General features: G+C 37.9%; 16 protein-coding genes and 1 pseudogene. 11 read left to right on the forward strand and 6 right to left on the reverse strand.

Annotated elements, in window-relative coordinates:
- Positions 1–66: 66 nt before the first annotated feature.
- From LVD47_RS20455 to pafA, 4 genes are all read right to left on the reverse strand, one after another.
- Positions 67–1,638 carry a hypothetical protein gene (locus tag LVD47_RS20455; RefSeq protein ID WP_236980202.1) on the reverse strand — a complete coding sequence of 524 codons (1,572 nt, stop codon included), beginning with the start codon at positions 1,636–1,638 and terminating at the stop codon, positions 67–69.
- A 17-nt stretch (positions 1,639–1,655) separates the two neighbouring features.
- A complete protein-coding gene (locus tag LVD47_RS20460) occupies positions 1,656–2,549 on the reverse strand; it encodes a LamG-like jellyroll fold domain-containing protein (protein WP_236980204.1) in 894 nt (297 codons plus the stop codon).
- Positions 2,543–3,385 carry an aminotransferase class IV gene (locus LVD47_RS20465; RefSeq protein WP_236980206.1) on the reverse strand — a complete coding sequence of 281 codons (843 nt, stop codon included), beginning with the start codon at positions 3,383–3,385 and terminating at the stop codon, positions 2,543–2,545. Before LVD47_RS20465 ends, LVD47_RS20460 begins: the two co-directional genes overlap by 7 nt.
- Positions 3,386–3,489: 104 nt before the next feature.
- The gene (pafA, locus tag LVD47_RS20470) at positions 3,490–5,130 is read right to left on the reverse strand and encodes an alkaline phosphatase PafA (RefSeq protein WP_236980209.1); all 1,641 of its coding nucleotides are present in this window, start codon (positions 5,128–5,130) and stop codon (positions 3,490–3,492) included.
- A 118-nt stretch (positions 5,131–5,248) separates the two neighbouring features.
- Here pafA and LVD47_RS20475 point away from each other — a divergent pair, with 118 nt between their 5' ends.
- From LVD47_RS20475 to LVD47_RS20500, 6 genes are all read left to right on the forward strand, one after another.
- On the forward strand, positions 5,249–6,613 hold the full coding sequence (locus tag LVD47_RS20475) for a UDP-N-acetylmuramate--L-alanine ligase (protein WP_236980211.1): 1,365 nt from the start codon (positions 5,249–5,251) through the stop codon (positions 6,611–6,613).
- Between the two features lie 84 nt (positions 6,614–6,697).
- On the forward strand, positions 6,698–7,687 hold the full coding sequence (locus LVD47_RS20480) for a pyruvate dehydrogenase complex E1 component subunit beta (protein WP_236980214.1): 990 nt from the start codon (positions 6,698–6,700) through the stop codon (positions 7,685–7,687).
- Positions 7,688–7,862: 175 nt separating this feature from the next.
- Complete coding sequence (locus LVD47_RS20485) at positions 7,863–9,284, forward strand: Gfo/Idh/MocA family protein (RefSeq protein ID WP_236980216.1); 1,422 nt, start codon at positions 7,863–7,865, stop codon at positions 9,282–9,284.
- 336 nt (positions 9,285–9,620) lie between these two features.
- Positions 9,621–10,235 (forward strand): DUF697 domain-containing protein, encoded by a 615-nt coding sequence (locus LVD47_RS20490; protein ID WP_236980218.1) that lies wholly within the window; start codon positions 9,621–9,623, stop codon positions 10,233–10,235.
- Positions 10,225–10,770 (forward strand): DinB family protein, encoded by a 546-nt coding sequence (locus tag LVD47_RS20495; RefSeq protein ID WP_236980220.1) that lies wholly within the window; start codon positions 10,225–10,227, stop codon positions 10,768–10,770. Before LVD47_RS20490 ends, LVD47_RS20495 begins: the two co-directional genes overlap by 11 nt.
- Before the next feature lie 80 nt (positions 10,771–10,850).
- Complete coding sequence (locus LVD47_RS20500; RefSeq protein ID WP_236980222.1) at positions 10,851–11,066, forward strand: hypothetical protein; 216 nt, start codon at positions 10,851–10,853, stop codon at positions 11,064–11,066.
- A gap of 4 nt (positions 11,067–11,070) precedes the next feature.
- Here LVD47_RS20500 and fmt read toward each other — a convergent pair whose 3' ends face one another.
- Entirely contained in the window at positions 11,071–11,979 is a 909-nt protein-coding gene (fmt, locus tag LVD47_RS20505; protein ID WP_236980223.1) for a methionyl-tRNA formyltransferase, read from the reverse strand.
- A gap of 95 nt (positions 11,980–12,074) precedes the next feature.
- A pseudogene (locus tag LVD47_RS24175) lies at positions 12,075–12,398 on the reverse strand (DMT family transporter).
- A 96-nt stretch (positions 12,399–12,494) separates the two neighbouring features.
- Here LVD47_RS24175 and LVD47_RS20510 point away from each other — a divergent pair.
- From LVD47_RS20510 to LVD47_RS20530, 5 genes are all read left to right on the forward strand, one after another.
- Positions 12,495–13,406 carry an alpha/beta hydrolase gene (locus LVD47_RS20510; protein WP_236980225.1) on the forward strand — a complete coding sequence of 304 codons (912 nt, stop codon included), beginning with the start codon at positions 12,495–12,497 and terminating at the stop codon, positions 13,404–13,406.
- A gap of 180 nt (positions 13,407–13,586) precedes the next feature.
- Entirely contained in the window at positions 13,587–15,059 is a 1,473-nt protein-coding gene (locus LVD47_RS20515) for a sodium:solute symporter family protein (RefSeq protein WP_236980227.1), read from the forward strand.
- 12 nt (positions 15,060–15,071) lie between these two features.
- A complete protein-coding gene (locus LVD47_RS20520; protein WP_236980229.1) occupies positions 15,072–16,262 on the forward strand; it encodes an AGE family epimerase/isomerase in 1,191 nt (396 codons plus the stop codon).
- Positions 16,263–16,861: 599 nt separating this feature from the next.
- On the forward strand, positions 16,862–17,179 hold the full coding sequence (locus tag LVD47_RS20525) for a hypothetical protein (RefSeq protein ID WP_236980231.1): 318 nt from the start codon (positions 16,862–16,864) through the stop codon (positions 17,177–17,179).
- A 1-nt stretch (position 17,180) separates the two neighbouring features.
- On the forward strand, positions 17,181–17,459 hold the full coding sequence (locus LVD47_RS20530) for a hypothetical protein (RefSeq protein WP_236980233.1): 279 nt from the start codon (positions 17,181–17,183) through the stop codon (positions 17,457–17,459).
- Positions 17,460–17,465 lie beyond the last annotated feature (6 nt).

Raw genomic sequence — 17,465 nt, forward strand, 5'->3', positions numbered from 1 at the left:
TGTGAGTTTAACAAAGTAGCAAGACTGAGGTCCATACTTTACAATGGAAAAATTATCTATTTCATGTCAATCCGTGTAACCGTGATATAGATAAATCGCTCCGTATGTCCAGTTGGGACCTTGCATACCCGGAAAGTTGTAACGGTCCATCATCAAGGCAACATATCTAAATGGATATTCTTCGGGCAATTGGACCACATTGGGCCATACGCGAGAGCCCGAATCATCGGCCCATGGGGGAAGGTCCATCTGTAATATTCCCGATTCCCGAAGGTCCGGATACGTGTATACGAATATTTCTCTTTCGGAACTGCCCGAAAAACAATACCGTTGACTCCCTATTTTTTGTATGGAAGTACCTGTTGAATTGTGAGATACCGGCCCCGCAATTTTTTTATATTTCCTATTCCAAAAATCAGATTCCAATAGTATGGCTTTATAGCCATCCTCATTTACACAAGTAAGTATTCTCCATTTGGAAACTTCTTCATCAAATATAATATGAGGATCTTCAATATCACCGATTATTCCAAATGTATCTGCTTTCATAATCGAAAAACCAAAACGCGGATCTCTTTCACTTTCTACAGCAAGTAATTGTTTTTCTTCTTCCGGGTTGGCAAAAGCGCTGAAACCGGTAGTAATCCCTCTCCAAACTTCTTCGTTACGATCGTAAAAAATATGGGATGCAATTTCGTTTCTCAATAACCCGTCATTACGGTCAAATACAATTATGCCTTCGAGCTGAATATCAAAAACGGTAGGATCCATACTGAATACTCCCTGTATATGATGAGGCAATGCTCTTCCCCGGATGGACATGGTGTGCCACAGCCGGTTTCGGTCCAGAAAAGGGGAGCCGTCTTCATAGGTTATAGCCCTGATATCTGCAAGCCCTACCCCTGTGGTCAGGTCCATCGATACTTTATTAATAAGTACATTTCCGTTTAGTATTTTAGTATATAGTCGCGATTGGAATGAATTTGTATATTCTTTTTCTCTCAGATCAATATAAGGTGTAAAACTTCCCTGACCAATTACCTGTGGAAGACCACTGTCCCTGTGATAAAGTACGAAACCGCTACCCAGCATTTGAAGAATTATTTTACTATCTGCTGTTGGTACATTTTTGCCGGAAATTGTAGAAACGACTTGGTTCGATGAATCAATTGATTGGTTTCCAATATGAAGTGTTGCGTTTTTAAATCCTGATTCGTCATATGAAACAGTAATAATTGCTTTTTTTGAATTGTCAGGCGCTGAAAATTCAAATCCAATTTCACCATTGCCATTAGTAGATTCAAGATCTATGGTATATGTTGCAAAAGGATTAAACCCGCCAATCCATATTCCCGAAGAAGTTCTCGAATTAGAGGAGATGTTTAACGTATTATTGGAAATTGAAATATTTGGGTGGTCGGAACTATATATATTTGTGGGGTGCATGGATTGAAATCCGATACTATTTCCGGGATCTAATTGGGCGAGGGGAATGGATTGGTTATTGTCAAAAATTAATCTTTTAACTCCTTTTCGAACAAATTTTATTTGATCGGGACTGGTCTGTGCTACTAATGGGCCCGTAAGAAAGAAGAAGAATAATAGGGGTAGGAAGCTTTTCGGTTTTAGCGCGATCATTTTGCATCGGTTAATGGTTAGGGAACCAATTTAATCAAATCTCTTTCATTTAATGCTTTCCTGTATATAGCAAGTCCTCCGATAAGGCCTTTAAAAAAATTACCCATGCCTCTTTTCAACAATACAGCTCCCACGGTAAAATCGGACCCGTTGTCTCCCATGCCGTGGGGAAAATAATATGGATTTTTTATTTGTACGAGTCCTTCCGGGTATCCCGGGAACCCTTTTGTGTGTTCAATTAGTTCCGGTTCTCGGGATAGAGATTTACCATTGAGATAAGAGGTAATGTATTCGCCGTCGTATGTAAACGCTACTGTGCACCACTCGTCGACAGGAACCGTTTGTTTACTTGCCGAATAGTCAATGGAATATGGGAATGGCGGAGTAGGTTTTCCCGTGTGTGAGATATGTCCGCAGACTTGATCCGCACCGTTATAGTATGGGAGGTCAACAAAGAGACCGTACTGTCTTTTTCCGCCTTCTGCATATTCATTCCACATGCCACCGATAAAACCGGTTTGCTCACCTGTCCATTTTATCCATGCTACTACCGTTACCTCCTGATCTTTCCCGTGAAGATTGAGGGTGCCCGTTTGTGAATTTGGTAAACTAAGGTACTTATTGCCATCCAGATAAATTGATTTGCCGGATATAGGACCTTCGTTTATTCGTTTTACCGGGCCGTTCCCTTCTTCAAGGATGAAATTTTCTTCACCCAATGCTCTTCTGGGATTACCGGTCTCCTCATCAAATTTCCACAATGCTACCAGGTTTCTTTCGGAGAGTATTTTTTTTATCAGTTTGTCATTTGAGTTTACTGTTATTTCCTGGCCTTGTAAAGGGGAATACCAGCAAAGTAAGGAAAGTATTACCGTTATGATAAAATGATTAATTAATCTGCCAGTCAACATGATAGGATATAATCAGTTTTAAATGTTGAAAGCAATGCTGTTAATTTTTTCGTAGTATTCCCAGGCATACCTGTTCCTATCGTCTGATTATCTATTTTCGTAACGGGCATTATTCCTTTTGTACTACTGGTTATAAATGCTTCTTTGGCTTCAAATGCTTCCTGGGAGGATATGTCTCTAATTTCTAATTCGTAATTGATCTTAGCTAGCTTTATTACGTTTTTGCGGGTAACCCCCTCCAGCACATAGGTTTTGGGTGTTATAATTTTATCGTCATCAGTGACTATAAAGAAATTGGATCGGGAAGATTCACTTATAATATCATTATGTACAAACAAAACATCCAGTGCTTTACTACTTTCCAGGTGATCCCTTTCCAATAAAACCTTTACATAGTTTAAAGATTTAATCTCGGGATAATCCCTTTTATAATTAATAGTAATCAATTTAACACCATTCTCATAAAAGGTTGGTGGATAAGTAACTATATTTGATGTCATTATGAAAAAATTGGGTGTGCCAGAAGGAGTAAATCCATTTTCAGAATATCCTCCGGTCAATACCAGGCGAACATTGCCATATTCAATTTTATTCAATTTTATCAAACTTTGTATAAATGATTGTATTTTATCCTTGGAAAATGGCATAGGAATTTTCATCCTTTTCGAGGACTTTATAAATCGGTCCATATAGTCTTCTAAAAACATTGGAATTCCTTTTTCCACAGGTAAAAAATCGAAAATGCCATATCCCCTGAGTAAGGCCAGGTCAGATAAGCCGATGGATGCGTTAGAAGTTAGTTCAATTTCTCCGTTGAGTATACAGTATTTATGCATTTCTTGTAGGTTGAAAATGTCAAATCTCGTAATATGTGTCCAAAATAAAAACAAATACCCAATTAATTTTTAATTGGGAAAATCAGGCAATAATAGGTGCTACATTATTTGAGAATCTCAGTCATAGGTTTCCCTGAATTGCCACTTGGGTATTTTACTTTGATAATATTGGCAATGGTAGATGCAATATCTGTGATATTTACAGTTCGGTATGATTTACCTTGTGGAATACTGCCACCCCACCACAGCATTGGGGCTCGCGTATCATAACTAAATACGGTACCATGTGTGGTGCCGGTTTGTTTAGTTCCCATATCGACTATTCCCGGGTCATTTATTATGAAAACATCCCCGCTGCGTTTGGGATAATATCCCGCCCGCAGCCTGGTGTACTCGCGGTCGTTAAATCCCGATAATCCCATCCTCCATGACGATATGGCATGGGCAATTTGTGGTTGATTTTCCAACCATGATGCAGCAACTTCAGATATTTCCTGTAAGTCTAATTTATCATGTATCAACTGATTGCGGTCGAAATAAATCTGGGAATTGATGAATTCATATTTAAATTCTTTTTGGTATTTTTTCCCCAGAAATATTCCTAGCTTTTCAATTATTCCCCTGTCAAATAATCCTGCTGGCATCTTATTTTCCATTGAGAAAACCGGTGCATCAGAAGCACCGTGATCACTTGTCAGGAACACCACCACATTTTCCTTACCAATTTCATCGTATATATAATCCAGCAATCTTTTGAGATCTTTATCCAGCCGCAAGTAGGTATCAGCCAATTCAATCGAATGAGGTCCGAATTGATGTCCGACATAGTCTGTTGAAGAGTAGCTGAGAGCTAAAAAATCAGTGGTTTCTCCTTTTCCTAAATTTTCATTTTTGATTAAAGAAAGGGCAAAATCTGTGGTGATTGCGTTTCCTGCAGGTATGGCTTTGATCAGGTTTACCCCGGATTTTTTATAAATCTCTGGTATATCATGAGGGAAAACCGGTTTTTCTTCGCTGCTAAAATTACCTTCAGCTACCTGGTGGTCGGAAGCTGCTATCAATTCATAATGAGATATCGGAAGCAGGGTTTCCCATCTTTTCTCAAGGTATTTTTTAGCTAAATTTTGATTATTAAAGGATTGTACCCAATCAGGAAGTTCACTGTAGTAATAGTCATTTGATATAAAATTACCTGTTTCACCATCAAACCAAAAAGCACCATTAGGATTATGCCCGGCTGGTAATATAGAACCTCTGTCTTTTAAAGCGATTCCAAATACCTTGGATTTAAATTGGCTTTCTATTCTGAGTTCATCAGTAATAGTAGTCCCTAATAATCGTTTGGGAGAAAATTCTGCTGCCGATTGGCTACCTCCTTTGGTGATTCTGTCTTTATCTTCAGCACAATATATATTCGTTCCTTTATTCCGGTCAAACCAGGTGTTGGCTACTATGCCGTGAATGGAAGGAGTTGTTCCGGTATATATGGATGTATGGCCCGGACCTGTAAATGTAGGGAAATAATTGTAATGACAATCTTCGTAAATAAAACCTTCCTGCATTAACCGTTTAAATCCACCTTCTCCAAAGTGATTGTAAAACCGATATAAATAATCATGTCGCATTTGATCGACAACGATTCCAATCACTAATGTTGGTTTTGGAGGGACACCGTTTTGTGTATACATTAAAGAAGGAAAAGTAATGGTAGATAGCAATAAAATAGTAATTATTTTATTAATCATATGCTTTGAAGAGTTTGGTTTTAAGAATTACAAATTAACTGAATTTATTCTGGAAATAGGCAGTAAATAGTTGGTTCTTTGCCTTTATTTTTTGATCTTTGGTGGACATTTTTTATCGATGAAAAAAGTACATATTATTTCCATTGGAGGGGCTGTTATGCACAATATTGCTATTCAGCTTGCCAGGAAAGGATATAAGGTGACAGGGTCTGATGATATACTTTTTGATCCTTCATTAAGTAGATTAAAGCGAGCAGGCCTATACCCTGATAAAATGGGATGGGACGAGGAAAGAATTTCAAAAGATTTGGATTTTGTGATTCTCGGAATGCATGCTAAAAAAGATAATCCTGAGTTACAACGTGCTCTGGAATTGGGAGTGAGCGTTTTTTCTTTTCCAGAATTTATTGGGCAGCAAGCAAAGGGGCAAAAGCGAATCGTAGTTTCCGGATCGCATGGAAAAACTACCACCTCTTCTATGATTGTGCACCTTCTGAACAGGCTGGGGGTAGAAACCGATTATCTTATTGGTGCTCAAATTGAAGGAGTAAGTGATGTGGTTCGTTTTGATAACAATCCCTATTTTGTAATTGAAGGAGACGAGTATCCTTCATCAGCGGTGGATAATCAGTCCAAATTTATGCATTATGATCCGCACTATGTGATTATAACCGGAATTGCATGGGACCATATGAATATTTTCCCGACCTATGAGAATTACTTTAATACCTTCGTGAAATTTATGGGTAATTTGAGTAAAGGTTCGACAGTAATCTTTAATAGTAATGATGCGGAAGTTGTGCGGCTTATGGAAGGTTTTGATAGTGTTAATAAAATTCCATATGGAGTACTACCCTATACAATCACAAAGGGAAAGTTTAATATTATCGGGAAGTATCCCTTACATGTTATAGGTAAACACAATATATCAAACCTTACAGCTGCAATCACTCTATGTGAGGAATTGGGATTTGAAGAATCAGACTTGTTTAGTGCGGCTCAATCCTACAGTGGGGCTTCTAAAAGGTTAGAAGTTTTGCTGGAAAATGATAATGGTACCTCTTTTATAGATTTTGCCCATGCTCCATCTAAAGTCAAGGCAAGCGTAAACGCTGTAAAGGAATTGGATAAAGATAATCCATTGGTAGCAGTTTTGGAGCTTCATACCTATTCTAGCCTGAACAAAGATTTTTTGCCTGAGTATAAGGATACTCTTTCAAATGCTGATCGTGCAGTAGTGATGTATGACCCCAAGATTGTGTCTAATAAAAATATGGAGTCTTTAAACGAAGCTATTGTAAAAGAGTCATTTAATCGCCCTGATTTGATAGTTGTAAATAGTAGTGATGGCTTGAAAATGGAAATTCAAAAAATATTTCGATCTTTGCCGTCAAATAGAATCAATTCGATCTTTATGAGTTCGGGAAATTTTGGTGGAACAGATATCAAATCATTTGTTGAAAATCTTAAAGTCGGTTATTAGGCAAACAAAAAACGATACGATCTTATTGATGAGGAGGTGGGTGGTGTATATTTTTTAAAAAACAGTTATTAAAATATAGTAAAAATGAGTAGAGTCTTAGCATTAAGGGATGCACTTCGAGAAGCCATGGTGGAGGAGATGAGAAGAGATGAGAATGTTTTTTTAATGGGAGAAGAAGTAGCTCAATATAATGGGGCATATAAAGTAAGCAAAGGTATGCTGGATGAATTCGGGGAGAAAAGAGTGATTGACACGCCTATTACCGAATTAGGGTTTGCTGGAATAGGAGTGGGTGCTGCTATGAACGGACTGCGACCGATTGTAGAATTTATGACCTGGAATTTTGCAATACTGGCATTTGATCAGTTGGTGAATAATGCAGCAAAAACGCTTTCTCAGTCAGCGGGAGAATTTCGCTGCCCTATTGTGTTTAGGGGCCCATCGGGATCCGCTGGGCAGTTGGCACAACAACACTCTCAAATGTTTGAAAGCTGGATGTCTAATACCCCTGGTTTGAAAGTAATTAGTTGTATTGATCCTGCTGATGCCAAGGGATTGCTTAAATCGGCAATACGGGATGAGAATCCTGTTTGTGTAATGGAATCTGAAATAATGTACGGTCACAAAGGAGAAGTTCCGGATGATGAAGATCTGATTGTACCTATTGGTAAAGCAGCTGTTCGAAGGGAAGGAACTGACGTTACGATTGTTTCTTTTAATAAAATGATTGAAGAGGCGAAATCTGCTGCCGAAGAATTGGCCAAAGAGAATATTTCTGCTGAGGTTATTGATTTAAGAACGATTCGCCCTATGGATCATGAAACAATTATTAAATCTGTTAAGAAGACCAATCGCATAGTGGTAGTAGATGAATCCTGGCCTTTTGCTGGTGTTTCTTCTGAGGTGGCGTACAATGTTCAGAAATATGCATTTGATTACCTGGATGCCCCGGTGATACGAGTTAATTCTGCAGATACATCATTAGCATATGCTCCGACATTGGTGGAAGAATATCTTCCGAATCCAACGAAGATTATTAAGGCAGTAAAAGATGTAATGTATATCGAGAGATAAATGAGTCTGACCTAAAGACAAATAAAAAAACCTCCGTAGTATTGATTTAACTGCGGAGGTTTTTTTTGTTTTTTTCGAAAAAGAGCAAATTTTTAATAGACTTTTGATAGAAAATCAGCAAATTTGAAGCAATCATTTCTATGGTTATTATTTGAGGTTTAAAATTTTTGAGTATATGAAAAGAAGAAAGTTTTTAAAGGATAGTGTATTAAGTGCTTCTGCTTTTAGTATAGTACCCGCTTCTGTACTGTCAAAATCCGGAAGAAAAGCTCCATCAGACCAATTAAGTATTGCTCTTATCGGGGCTGGAGGACGAGGTAATGCACATTGGAATGCTGTAAAAGACAGTGATCATGGAAATATTGTAGCGCTGGTAGATGTAGATGATAATCGCGCTGCCGATGCTTTTAAAAATAATCCTAAAGCAAAAAGATTTAGAAATTATAAAGAATTAGAATCCATAAAAGATGAATTTGATGCTTTTATGCTTGCTACTCCTGATAATACTCACGCCGTCATAGGGATGGCCATGATGGATTTGGGAAAACATGCCTATATTGAAAAGCCACTAGCTCATGATATTTATGAGGTAAGAATGCTGACGGAAAAAGCAGCGGAAAAAAATCTGGTTACCCAAATGGGAAATCACGGCAGTTCCGGAGATGGTATCCGTCAAATATGCGAATGGATATGGGGAGGTGTGATAGGAGATGTTACTGAAGTCTTTTGTTGGACTAATCGTCCAGTTTGGCCTCAGGGGAAACCAGCACCCACTCAAGCGATGCCCATTCCGGACCATTTGGATTGGGATTTATGGCTTGGCCCTGCTAAATACACACATTACCATCCTGATTACTCCCACTTTAAGTGGAGGGGATGGTGGGATTTTGGAACGGGTGCATTGGGTGATATGGGGTGCCATATTATAGACCCGGCATTTAAAGCCCTAAAATTAGGTTATCCTACGGAAGTTACCTCAAGTAATACAACTGTATGGGTAGGTGATTTCGTAGAAGCTGACTACAGTAAGAGTTGTCCTCCAAGTTCAATTACACAACTTAAATTTCCAGCAAGAGAAGGAATGCCTGAAGTGAAAATGCATTGGCATGATGGTGGACTGATGCCGTCTTTCCCGGATGGTATAGACCCCAATGAAAAGATAGGAAACTGGGATGGAGGAGTTTTGTTTGTAGGTAGCAAAGGAATGTTATCTGCAGGGTGTTATGGTGCAAATCCAAAATTGCATTTCCCGGATAATAATATACCCGAAGTACCTGAACCCCATCTTTCCAGAGTGGAAAATGGTACCGGAGGTCACCAGGAACAATGGATAAAAGCTTGTAAAGACGGAAGTGAAACATCTTCTCCTTTTTCATATGCGGGTCCTTTATCCGAAACCGTACTCATGGGGAACCTGGGAATTAGGAGTTATCAAATGAAGGTATTGCAAGAAGGGAAGACCCCGACTTCGTGGGCACCATATGATTATCCCGGAAGGAAGAAACTTCTTTGGGACGGGGAGAACATGAAGGTTACCAATTTTGATGAAGCCAATGAATTTGTAAAGAGGGAGTATAGAGATGGATGGACATTGTAAAGGAAGCTAGAAGTCGGGAGCCTGAAGATAGAAGCTAAAAGCTAGAAGACGGAATTCTCCATTAACTGGCTGCTTGTACCTGGGACTCAAAACTACGAGTCGCCGGTTGTTAGAAAGAGCTGCAAAGGTGGACGAACTATTTTCTTGAGGCTCGTATCAAAGGCTTCCTTTGTAGAAACTCGTGACTCAAAGCTAACAAGTTTATGGCCTCCTTGAGGTTTGTATCGTTAGTAGTGAACAGGTATCTTTTCGTCGAACTATTGGTCAGGAATGTTGGTCTTATCAAAACATAGAATCATTGAAAGTCGTTGTGACCATTGACAAACAAATATAGTCATGAATACAAATTCTGAAAAAGCAAATAATATTATTCGCAATCATATGATTTGGTCTATGGGGGCAGGAGCTATACCGGTCCCGCTTGCCGACTTCTTTACCGTTAGTGCTGTTCAACTCGATTTAATCAAGCAGTTGTGCAAATTGTATGAAGTTGACTTTAAGGAAGAAGAGGGTAAAGCTATTATTTCTTCGCTTACGGCTTCCATTCTGGCAAAATTAGGTGCGAGAACGGCAATCAAACTCATTCCGGGAATTGGTACTATTATAGGGGGTGTTACGATGGCAGTCCTTTCGGGTGCATCTACTTATGCTACAGGACATGCTTTTAAGTCACATTTCGAGAATGGTGGTACTATTTTGGATATTGATTTGGGGCGGTTGAAAAAATATTATAACGAACGTTTTGAAAAAGGTAAAAAGGAAGCCCGTGAATTTAATGAAAAAGAGAAATCTGAAAATGTAAATGAATCGACAATTGGTGGAAAGTCAGGCGATCCAGGTTCACAGGAATTAATTCAAAAGCTGAAAGACCTTGGAGAACTTAAGCGCGAAGGGATTATTACCGAAGAAGAGTTCGAGCGTATGAAAAAGAAGTTTCTGAATGATACATAAATATCCTTATAGAATTTACAAACCTGGTATCAAACAATTTCCCGATTACCTGAGACCATACATCCAATTGGTAGATCAGGATGAGGGGTTTTCCGCGTTGATGGATAGTGCTGTAAAGGTTTTTGATACAATGAGTATTTTATCACCTAAGGATCTCAAGCATAGATATCAGGATGATAAATGGTCAATCGAAGAAGTTTTACTTCACATAATAGATAATGAGAGAATTTTTCAAAATAGAGCTTTAAGAATTTCAAGAAATGAACCAAGGGCTTTAAGCGGATATGACCAGGACCGCTATGTGCGTGCCTTACCTGATATTAACCGATCAATTGAGAGTCTCCGTGATGAATATGAGGCAGTACGGAAGAGTACTTTTTTATTATATGCGGGGTTAACCAAGGTTGAGATGAAGAAGGAAGGTAAGGTTGGAAAGAATATAATAACATTACCTTCAATCCCGTTTATAATTGCAGGTCACGATTTGCATCATCTCAAGATTTTTAAGGAGAATTACGGAATTCAAGTTAATTAATAAATAATTCCCTCATTTGTAAAATCAATTCTTGTATAAAAATTGATTTTGAAATTAAATATGTTATATTTGGAGCTGCTATGAGAATTAACCAATCAAATAAAACGCAGGTACTTTTTTTCTCACTAATTTTGTTGAGTGCAGTATGTACTATGTATTTGATAACAGCCAGGGACTTAGGGTTTTATCCTGTTGAAGGTGCGACATTTTTAGGGTTGTTTGAAGATGATAAAGTATTCGAAGTAAGTTTTATAGAGTATATTTACGACTTCGTGAAGTCAGTTTTTTTCGTCTAATAGTCTATTTCCTTAGCCCGTTTAGAAAATCTTTTATAATCATTTTTCTTTTTCCGGATATTTGTACTTCCCTGAGTTTGAGGTATCCGTCTCTTGTATATACTTTAAAATGTGTTTTATAATCCGTGTCTATGGTACCGGGTTCTATTGAGTGTGATAGAATTACGGGATCGGCTTTGTATATTTTCAGTATTTTTCCATTAAATTTTATCCAGGCGGTAGGGTAGGGACTCATTCCCCGGATAAAGTTGTTCAATTGTTTTGTTGATTTTTTAAAATCCAATTTATTTTGATCAAAAAATATTTTAGGTGCTTTGGTCACGCCTGATTCGTCCTGGGCTGTAGCTTGGATTGAATTGTTTTCTATGCCCTTGAGAGTATCCAACATGAGTTTGCCGGAGTGTATCATCATCTTATCATGTAGGTTTCCTGCCGTCTCATCCGGAGCTATTTCTAATTCCTTTTGAAGCAAAATATTTCCTGTATCAATCTTTTGATCGATAAAAAAAGTCGTCATACCGGATTTTGTTTCCCCATTTATTACCGCCCAATTGATCGGGGCGGCCCCTCTGTAAGCTGGGAGTAGTGAAGCATGCAGATTTATAGTCCCTTTTGTGGGGATACTCCATACTAATTTCGGAAGCTTTTTGAAAGCCACTACTACGAAGACATCTGCTTCTATTTCTCTCAATTTTTGGAGAAATTTTGAAGATTTTAAATTGCGGGGTTGCAGGATTCTTATGCCTTGTTTTACTGCATATTTTTTGACTGCGGATTCCAGTAACTGATTTTGAGAACGCCCGCCTAATTTATCCGGAACAGTTACAACCGCTTCCACGGAATGCTCTGATTTCTGCAGGGAGCTTAAAACGGGAACTGCAAATTCTGGAGTACCCATAAATACGACTTTCATGAATTTTTTTTGTTTTGATTCCAATAAATCATTCCAATAATGACGATCCAAATATACACTTTTTTGTTACTTGATAAGCAATCTATAAATCCCGATCAATGTGAAACGAGCTTTAGACCCAAAATGGACATTATCAGAGTAGTAATAAAAAACAACCTCCAAAATCGGCAGTTTTTTTAAATAAAAGAATTCCAATAACAGCCGTTCCTACAGCACCAATGCCGGTCCATACAGCATAGGCATTGCCAATAGGAAGATCTTTACGACTCCAATATTAAAATTATACTTATGGTGAGACTGATTAAAAATCCCGCTATCCACAAAAAGAATGGGTTCCCCTGTACTGTTTTAGCTTTCGCGAGGCAAAAAGTAAAGTCCACTTCGAATAAGCCAGCATTAATTAAAATAATCCAGTTCATAAAAAAATTATAATTTTAGCATTGAAGTTGTTTATTATTCATTATGTATTAAACAGTTTCATTGGCAAGAAAAAATTAATTGTTAAATCAGATTGTATGACTTATCGAATGGTAACCTTCCTTATTCCTCTTTTGTATATTTTTTTTGTACCGTCTTATTCGGAAAAGCCGGATCCTGATGCATTGGTTCAGAATAGTAAGATTTTTGAGTCTATGAAGTTGGAAAGTAAAATCCTGGGCAAGGATGTAGAATACAGTGTTTATCTACCCTATGATTACTTTAATTCGGACCGTAGCTACCCGGTTTTGTATTTACTTCATGGATTTAGTGATGATGAAACGGGATGGACTCAATTTGGCGAAGTAAAACATATTGCTGATAAAGCTATTTCGTCCGGGGATGCTACAGAAATGATCATTGTAATGCCCGATGCCGGTGTAAGTTGGTATGTAAATAATTATGATAGTAGTGTTGAATATGAGAATTTCTTTTTTGAGGAACTGATCCCACACATCGAGTCTGAATACAGAGCCCGTTCGGGAAGGCAGTACCGTGCGGTTGCAGGGTTGTCTATGGGTGGTTTTGGATCGTTGGTTTACGGCCTTAGACATCCCGATAAGTTATCAGCTTGTGCACCCTTAAGTGCAGGAGTATTTACGGATGATGAGATTGTAGAGATGCCCCATGATCGTTGGAATCATTTATTAGGGGAACCCTTTGGCATAGATCTAGAGGGTAAGGATCGTATAAGTGGCAACTACAAGAATTATCAATACGAAAATATGCTGAATACATATGAGGAAAAAGAACAGAATCCGGTAAGGTTTTATATTGATTGCGGTGATGATGATTTTTTAATTAAAGGGAATATGGCTCTTCATGCAGCAATGATTGACCGGGAAATAGATCATGAATTTCGTGTAAGGGATGGAGGCCATTCCTGGTCATATTGGAGATCAGCTTTGCCTGATGTTCTGGCTTTTATCTCCAAGTCTTTTCACAGATAAGAAAGTTGAAATTGAATTAATAGGAAACATTTTGATCTTTTTTTTTGGATTCCAAAAGTAAATTGTATTTTCGGTAACGTTACCGAAAGAAATATCACTAATGATTATGGTTTTTCATTAAGGAACACTGGGTTTCAGTATTTACACAATTGATAATAGAATTTATAAATTAAATTGAGCATGGGGACAATTGATTACATCGTACTTGCATTGTATTTTTTAGTATTAGTCGGTATAGGTCTATGGGGATTTACCAGAGTTAAGAATTCAGCTGATTTTTATACAGCTGGAGGAAAGTTACCCTGGTGGTTGTCTGGTATTTCACATCATGTTTCGGGATATAGCGGTGCTGTTTTCGTAGCGTATGCCGCTATTGCATATACACATGGATTTACTATTTATGTATGGTGGGCGTTAGGCATTGGATTATCTATGATTCTCACTACCTATTTTATAGCACCCAGGTGGTCCAGGTTGCGTTCGAGGGTAGGCATTCAATCCCCAACTGAGTATTTGGCGACCAGATATAATATACCTACCCAACAGGTTATGGCCTGGAGCGGTGTTATCGTTAAAACCTTTGATATTGGCGCTAAATGGGCAGCTATTGGGATTCTTCTGAATGCATTTACAGGGTTGTCAATAGGCACAGGTATTGCCATTTCAGGTGTAGTTACCCTGATTTATATAACTGTAGGAGGACTCTGGGCCGATGTATTGAATGATTTTTTCTCGTTTGTAATTCAATTTGTCACAGGGATAGTCATGTTTGTTATTGTTTTGTCTCACCTGGGTGATGGGTTCAACGGTGTTTTTACGTTGTGGGACCGTTTACCAGCTGATAACTCCAAACTCTTTAACGATCCCTATACAGTAGGATTTTCTATCGCATATCTGGTAATTGCTTTTTTTAGTTACAGCGGTGGAACATGGAATTTGGCTACGCGTTTTATTTCTTCTTCTTCAGGAAAAGAAGCTAAAAGAGCAGCTTTATTATCTACTATTTTATATCTGACATGGCCGCTTATTCTGTTTTTTCCGATGTTTGCAGCCCCTGTATTTTTACCGGACCTGGAAGATCCTTCACAATCCTATTCTTTAATGGCCCTTGAATTTTTACCTCCGGGTTTGGTAGGTTTATTGTTGGCATCTCTTTTTTCTAATACGCTTTCAATGGTTTCTTCAGATGCCAATACTATTTCGGCCGTTATCACAAGAGATATCTTGCCTTTAATTTCAAAAAAAATACGTTCTTTTGGCGCTTCTCAAAGATTGATAATGGCAAGGGTGACTACCTTTATATTTATTCTTATTACCATTATTATTGCGTTTAATTCCGATTCGTTTGGAGGTGTTATTGGTCTATTGATTACCTGGTTTGCAGCGTTGTTGGGACCTATCTCAGTCCCTATGATTTTGGGGCTATTGCCAGCTTTTAAATATTGTGATAGTAAAGCAGCACTCATTTCAATTTTTGGTGGATTGTTGACATTTGCCACTATAAAATTAGTGTTGGGAGAGGTTCCTTATGCTGTTGAAATTTCCTCTCCGATTATTGTTTCGCTGATTTTGTATACAGGATATGGACTTGTGTTTCGAAAAGAGGTTGATCCTGAAGTAAATGAAATGGTTGACTCACTTAACATTGATTAATATTTTTGAGAGATGGTTTTTTCAAAAGAAGAATTACAGAAATTAAAAGAGGCATACACTGCATATTTATTTGATGATTTTCTCCCTTTTATGGATACCTATGTAGTAGATCATGATCATGGAGGGTTTATGTGCAATGCGGATTGGTCCGGAAGGCGTCTCTCAGATCAGAAAAGGGCGTGGTATGATGGAAGGGGAATTTGGGTGTATTCATACTTATATAAGAATTTTGGAAGAAATAATGCACACCTTGAAATTGCAAAGAAAACAGTTGATCTGGTGTTGAACCTTGAACCTAAATCCAATAAATTCTGGCCCTGGGGGTATTCCCGAAGGGGAGAGATGGTAGCTGATCAAGAGCCTGATATTTATGGGAGCTTATTTGTTGCTGAAGGATTGGCAATGTATGCATCTGCGACGGGTAAAATGGAATATTGGGATAAGGCTAAATCCATTGCTTTGGATTGTCTTACCGCATATGATCGAGGGGACTATAACTATGTGCCTCATTATCAATCCTCTGCATCATTAGTCAAAGCTCCCCGTGTTCTAGGTCATTGGATGGTATTTTTGCGATTAACAACGCAAATGCTGAACGTTAAGAATGATAGTGATTTACTAGAATTATCGGATCGGTGTATAGTGGCATTATTGGAGGAACACCTGAATCCTGACTTTAATTTACTAAATGAATACCTCGGACACGATTTTGAACGGCCCAATGATGAAATTAGCCAGTTTGTATATATCGGCCACGGAATTGAGGTATTGTGGATGATTATGGATGAAGCTGTTCGAAGGAATGACGATTCGCTGTTTGATCGAGGATCTCAATTATTCAAAAGGCATGTGGAAGTAGCATGGGATGATGTATTCGGAGGGGTGTTCCACAATTTGGAGAATGTGGAAAAATATCAATGGGAACTCGATAAAGTACTTTGGGCACAAGAAGAAGTACTGATTGGTACCATGATGCTCATAACAGAAAGGAACGATCCATGGGCTGTTCATTGGTTTAGCAAAATGTACGATTATGTCATAGACCATTTTTCATTAAAGCCTCATGGATACGACCTTTGGAACATAGGTAGCGACCGTAAAATGACCTTTATTGATAATGGAGAAAGGATTGAAAATTATCACCATCCCAGGCATTTGATGCTTAATATCGAGCGTTTACATACTATACTTTCTAATTTTTAACAATAGGGTTTCCGGCTAATGGACTTTTCCCTTTATTAGATGCTCTATTTATTTGCATTGTTCAGGTTTTACTCCTTGGATTTAAAGAGTAGTTTCATCCAGTCTATGGTGGATTTTCATTCCAAATGTTATTTAGTATGCATTTGATAAATGCATTATTTTTCTATATTTGCATTTAATTATAATTAATCTAAATAAATATTATTGAATTTGACGTCCGTTATTTTACGATTTTTTCTATTCCGTTATATTTAACCGGTTGAATCTGAAAGTATTTCCCCAGCGGAAGGAAGTATGGTATTTGGCAGGAATATATGTTAAATGAGTTGTCTGAATAAATCGTTGCTGATGAGGATGAGCAGTTTGAGACTAAATATATTCTTTTGGCAGTCGGTTTTGTCTGTATTTTGAGGTATAACTACTTTGCGGGTAATATTTTACCCACAAATGGTATGTTTTGCGGATTCTCCCATGTTGCCCCGATAGGAGAAATTGCGAGTGGAATTTTTACTATTTCTGTTGGTGGATAAACTAACCATTGTATAGCTTTTCCCTCAGGATTTGAAGATGAGTATTTTTAAACCATAATTGATTAAGATGTGATTATTTTTTCTTTGATAGTAGCCAGTTTCTTATTGTATGCCAATTCTCGATACTTTCAGATAGATTGGCCCTACGGGATAGAGCAAATCAATAAATTGCCTGGATTGACTATTTTTATTGCGTATATATTACTGGGGATTGCATTAGTCCACTCAATTGTAAATTTTGGATTGGCATCAGCAATTTTGATCCTCGTATTGGGATTTTCATTGATTACCAGCCTTATGATATTAGTTTTTCATCTAATGAAAAGAGGGATTTTGATATTTGTGGTTATTGCCTTATTAGGCCTTCTAATGGAAATACTGAATTAATATGCCAGCCAATACCAAATATTTATCCAGTCCCCAGCAACGGTTCTTTAAAATTACTGCCGGGATTTTCGGCGGATTCATTGCCTGTACTGCTTTGCATATGTGCATTGGAAGTCTCTTAGTGGATAAATCTATTATAGTAATGACCACTATTTACAGTTTTTGGTTGATTTGGCCGGGCTTGATGATCATTGCCTTTTTAATTCGGAAGCCCTGGAAAACCTGGTTGATTTATTTAGGCCTGACAATTATTTGTTCGGCAATAGTTTATTTTTCTTAGTGATTT

Origin of the sequence: Membranihabitans maritimus, assembly GCF_021729145.1 — a bacterium.
GTDB classification, from domain to species: Bacteria; Bacteroidota; Bacteroidia; order Chitinophagales; family Saprospiraceae; genus Membranihabitans; species Membranihabitans maritimus.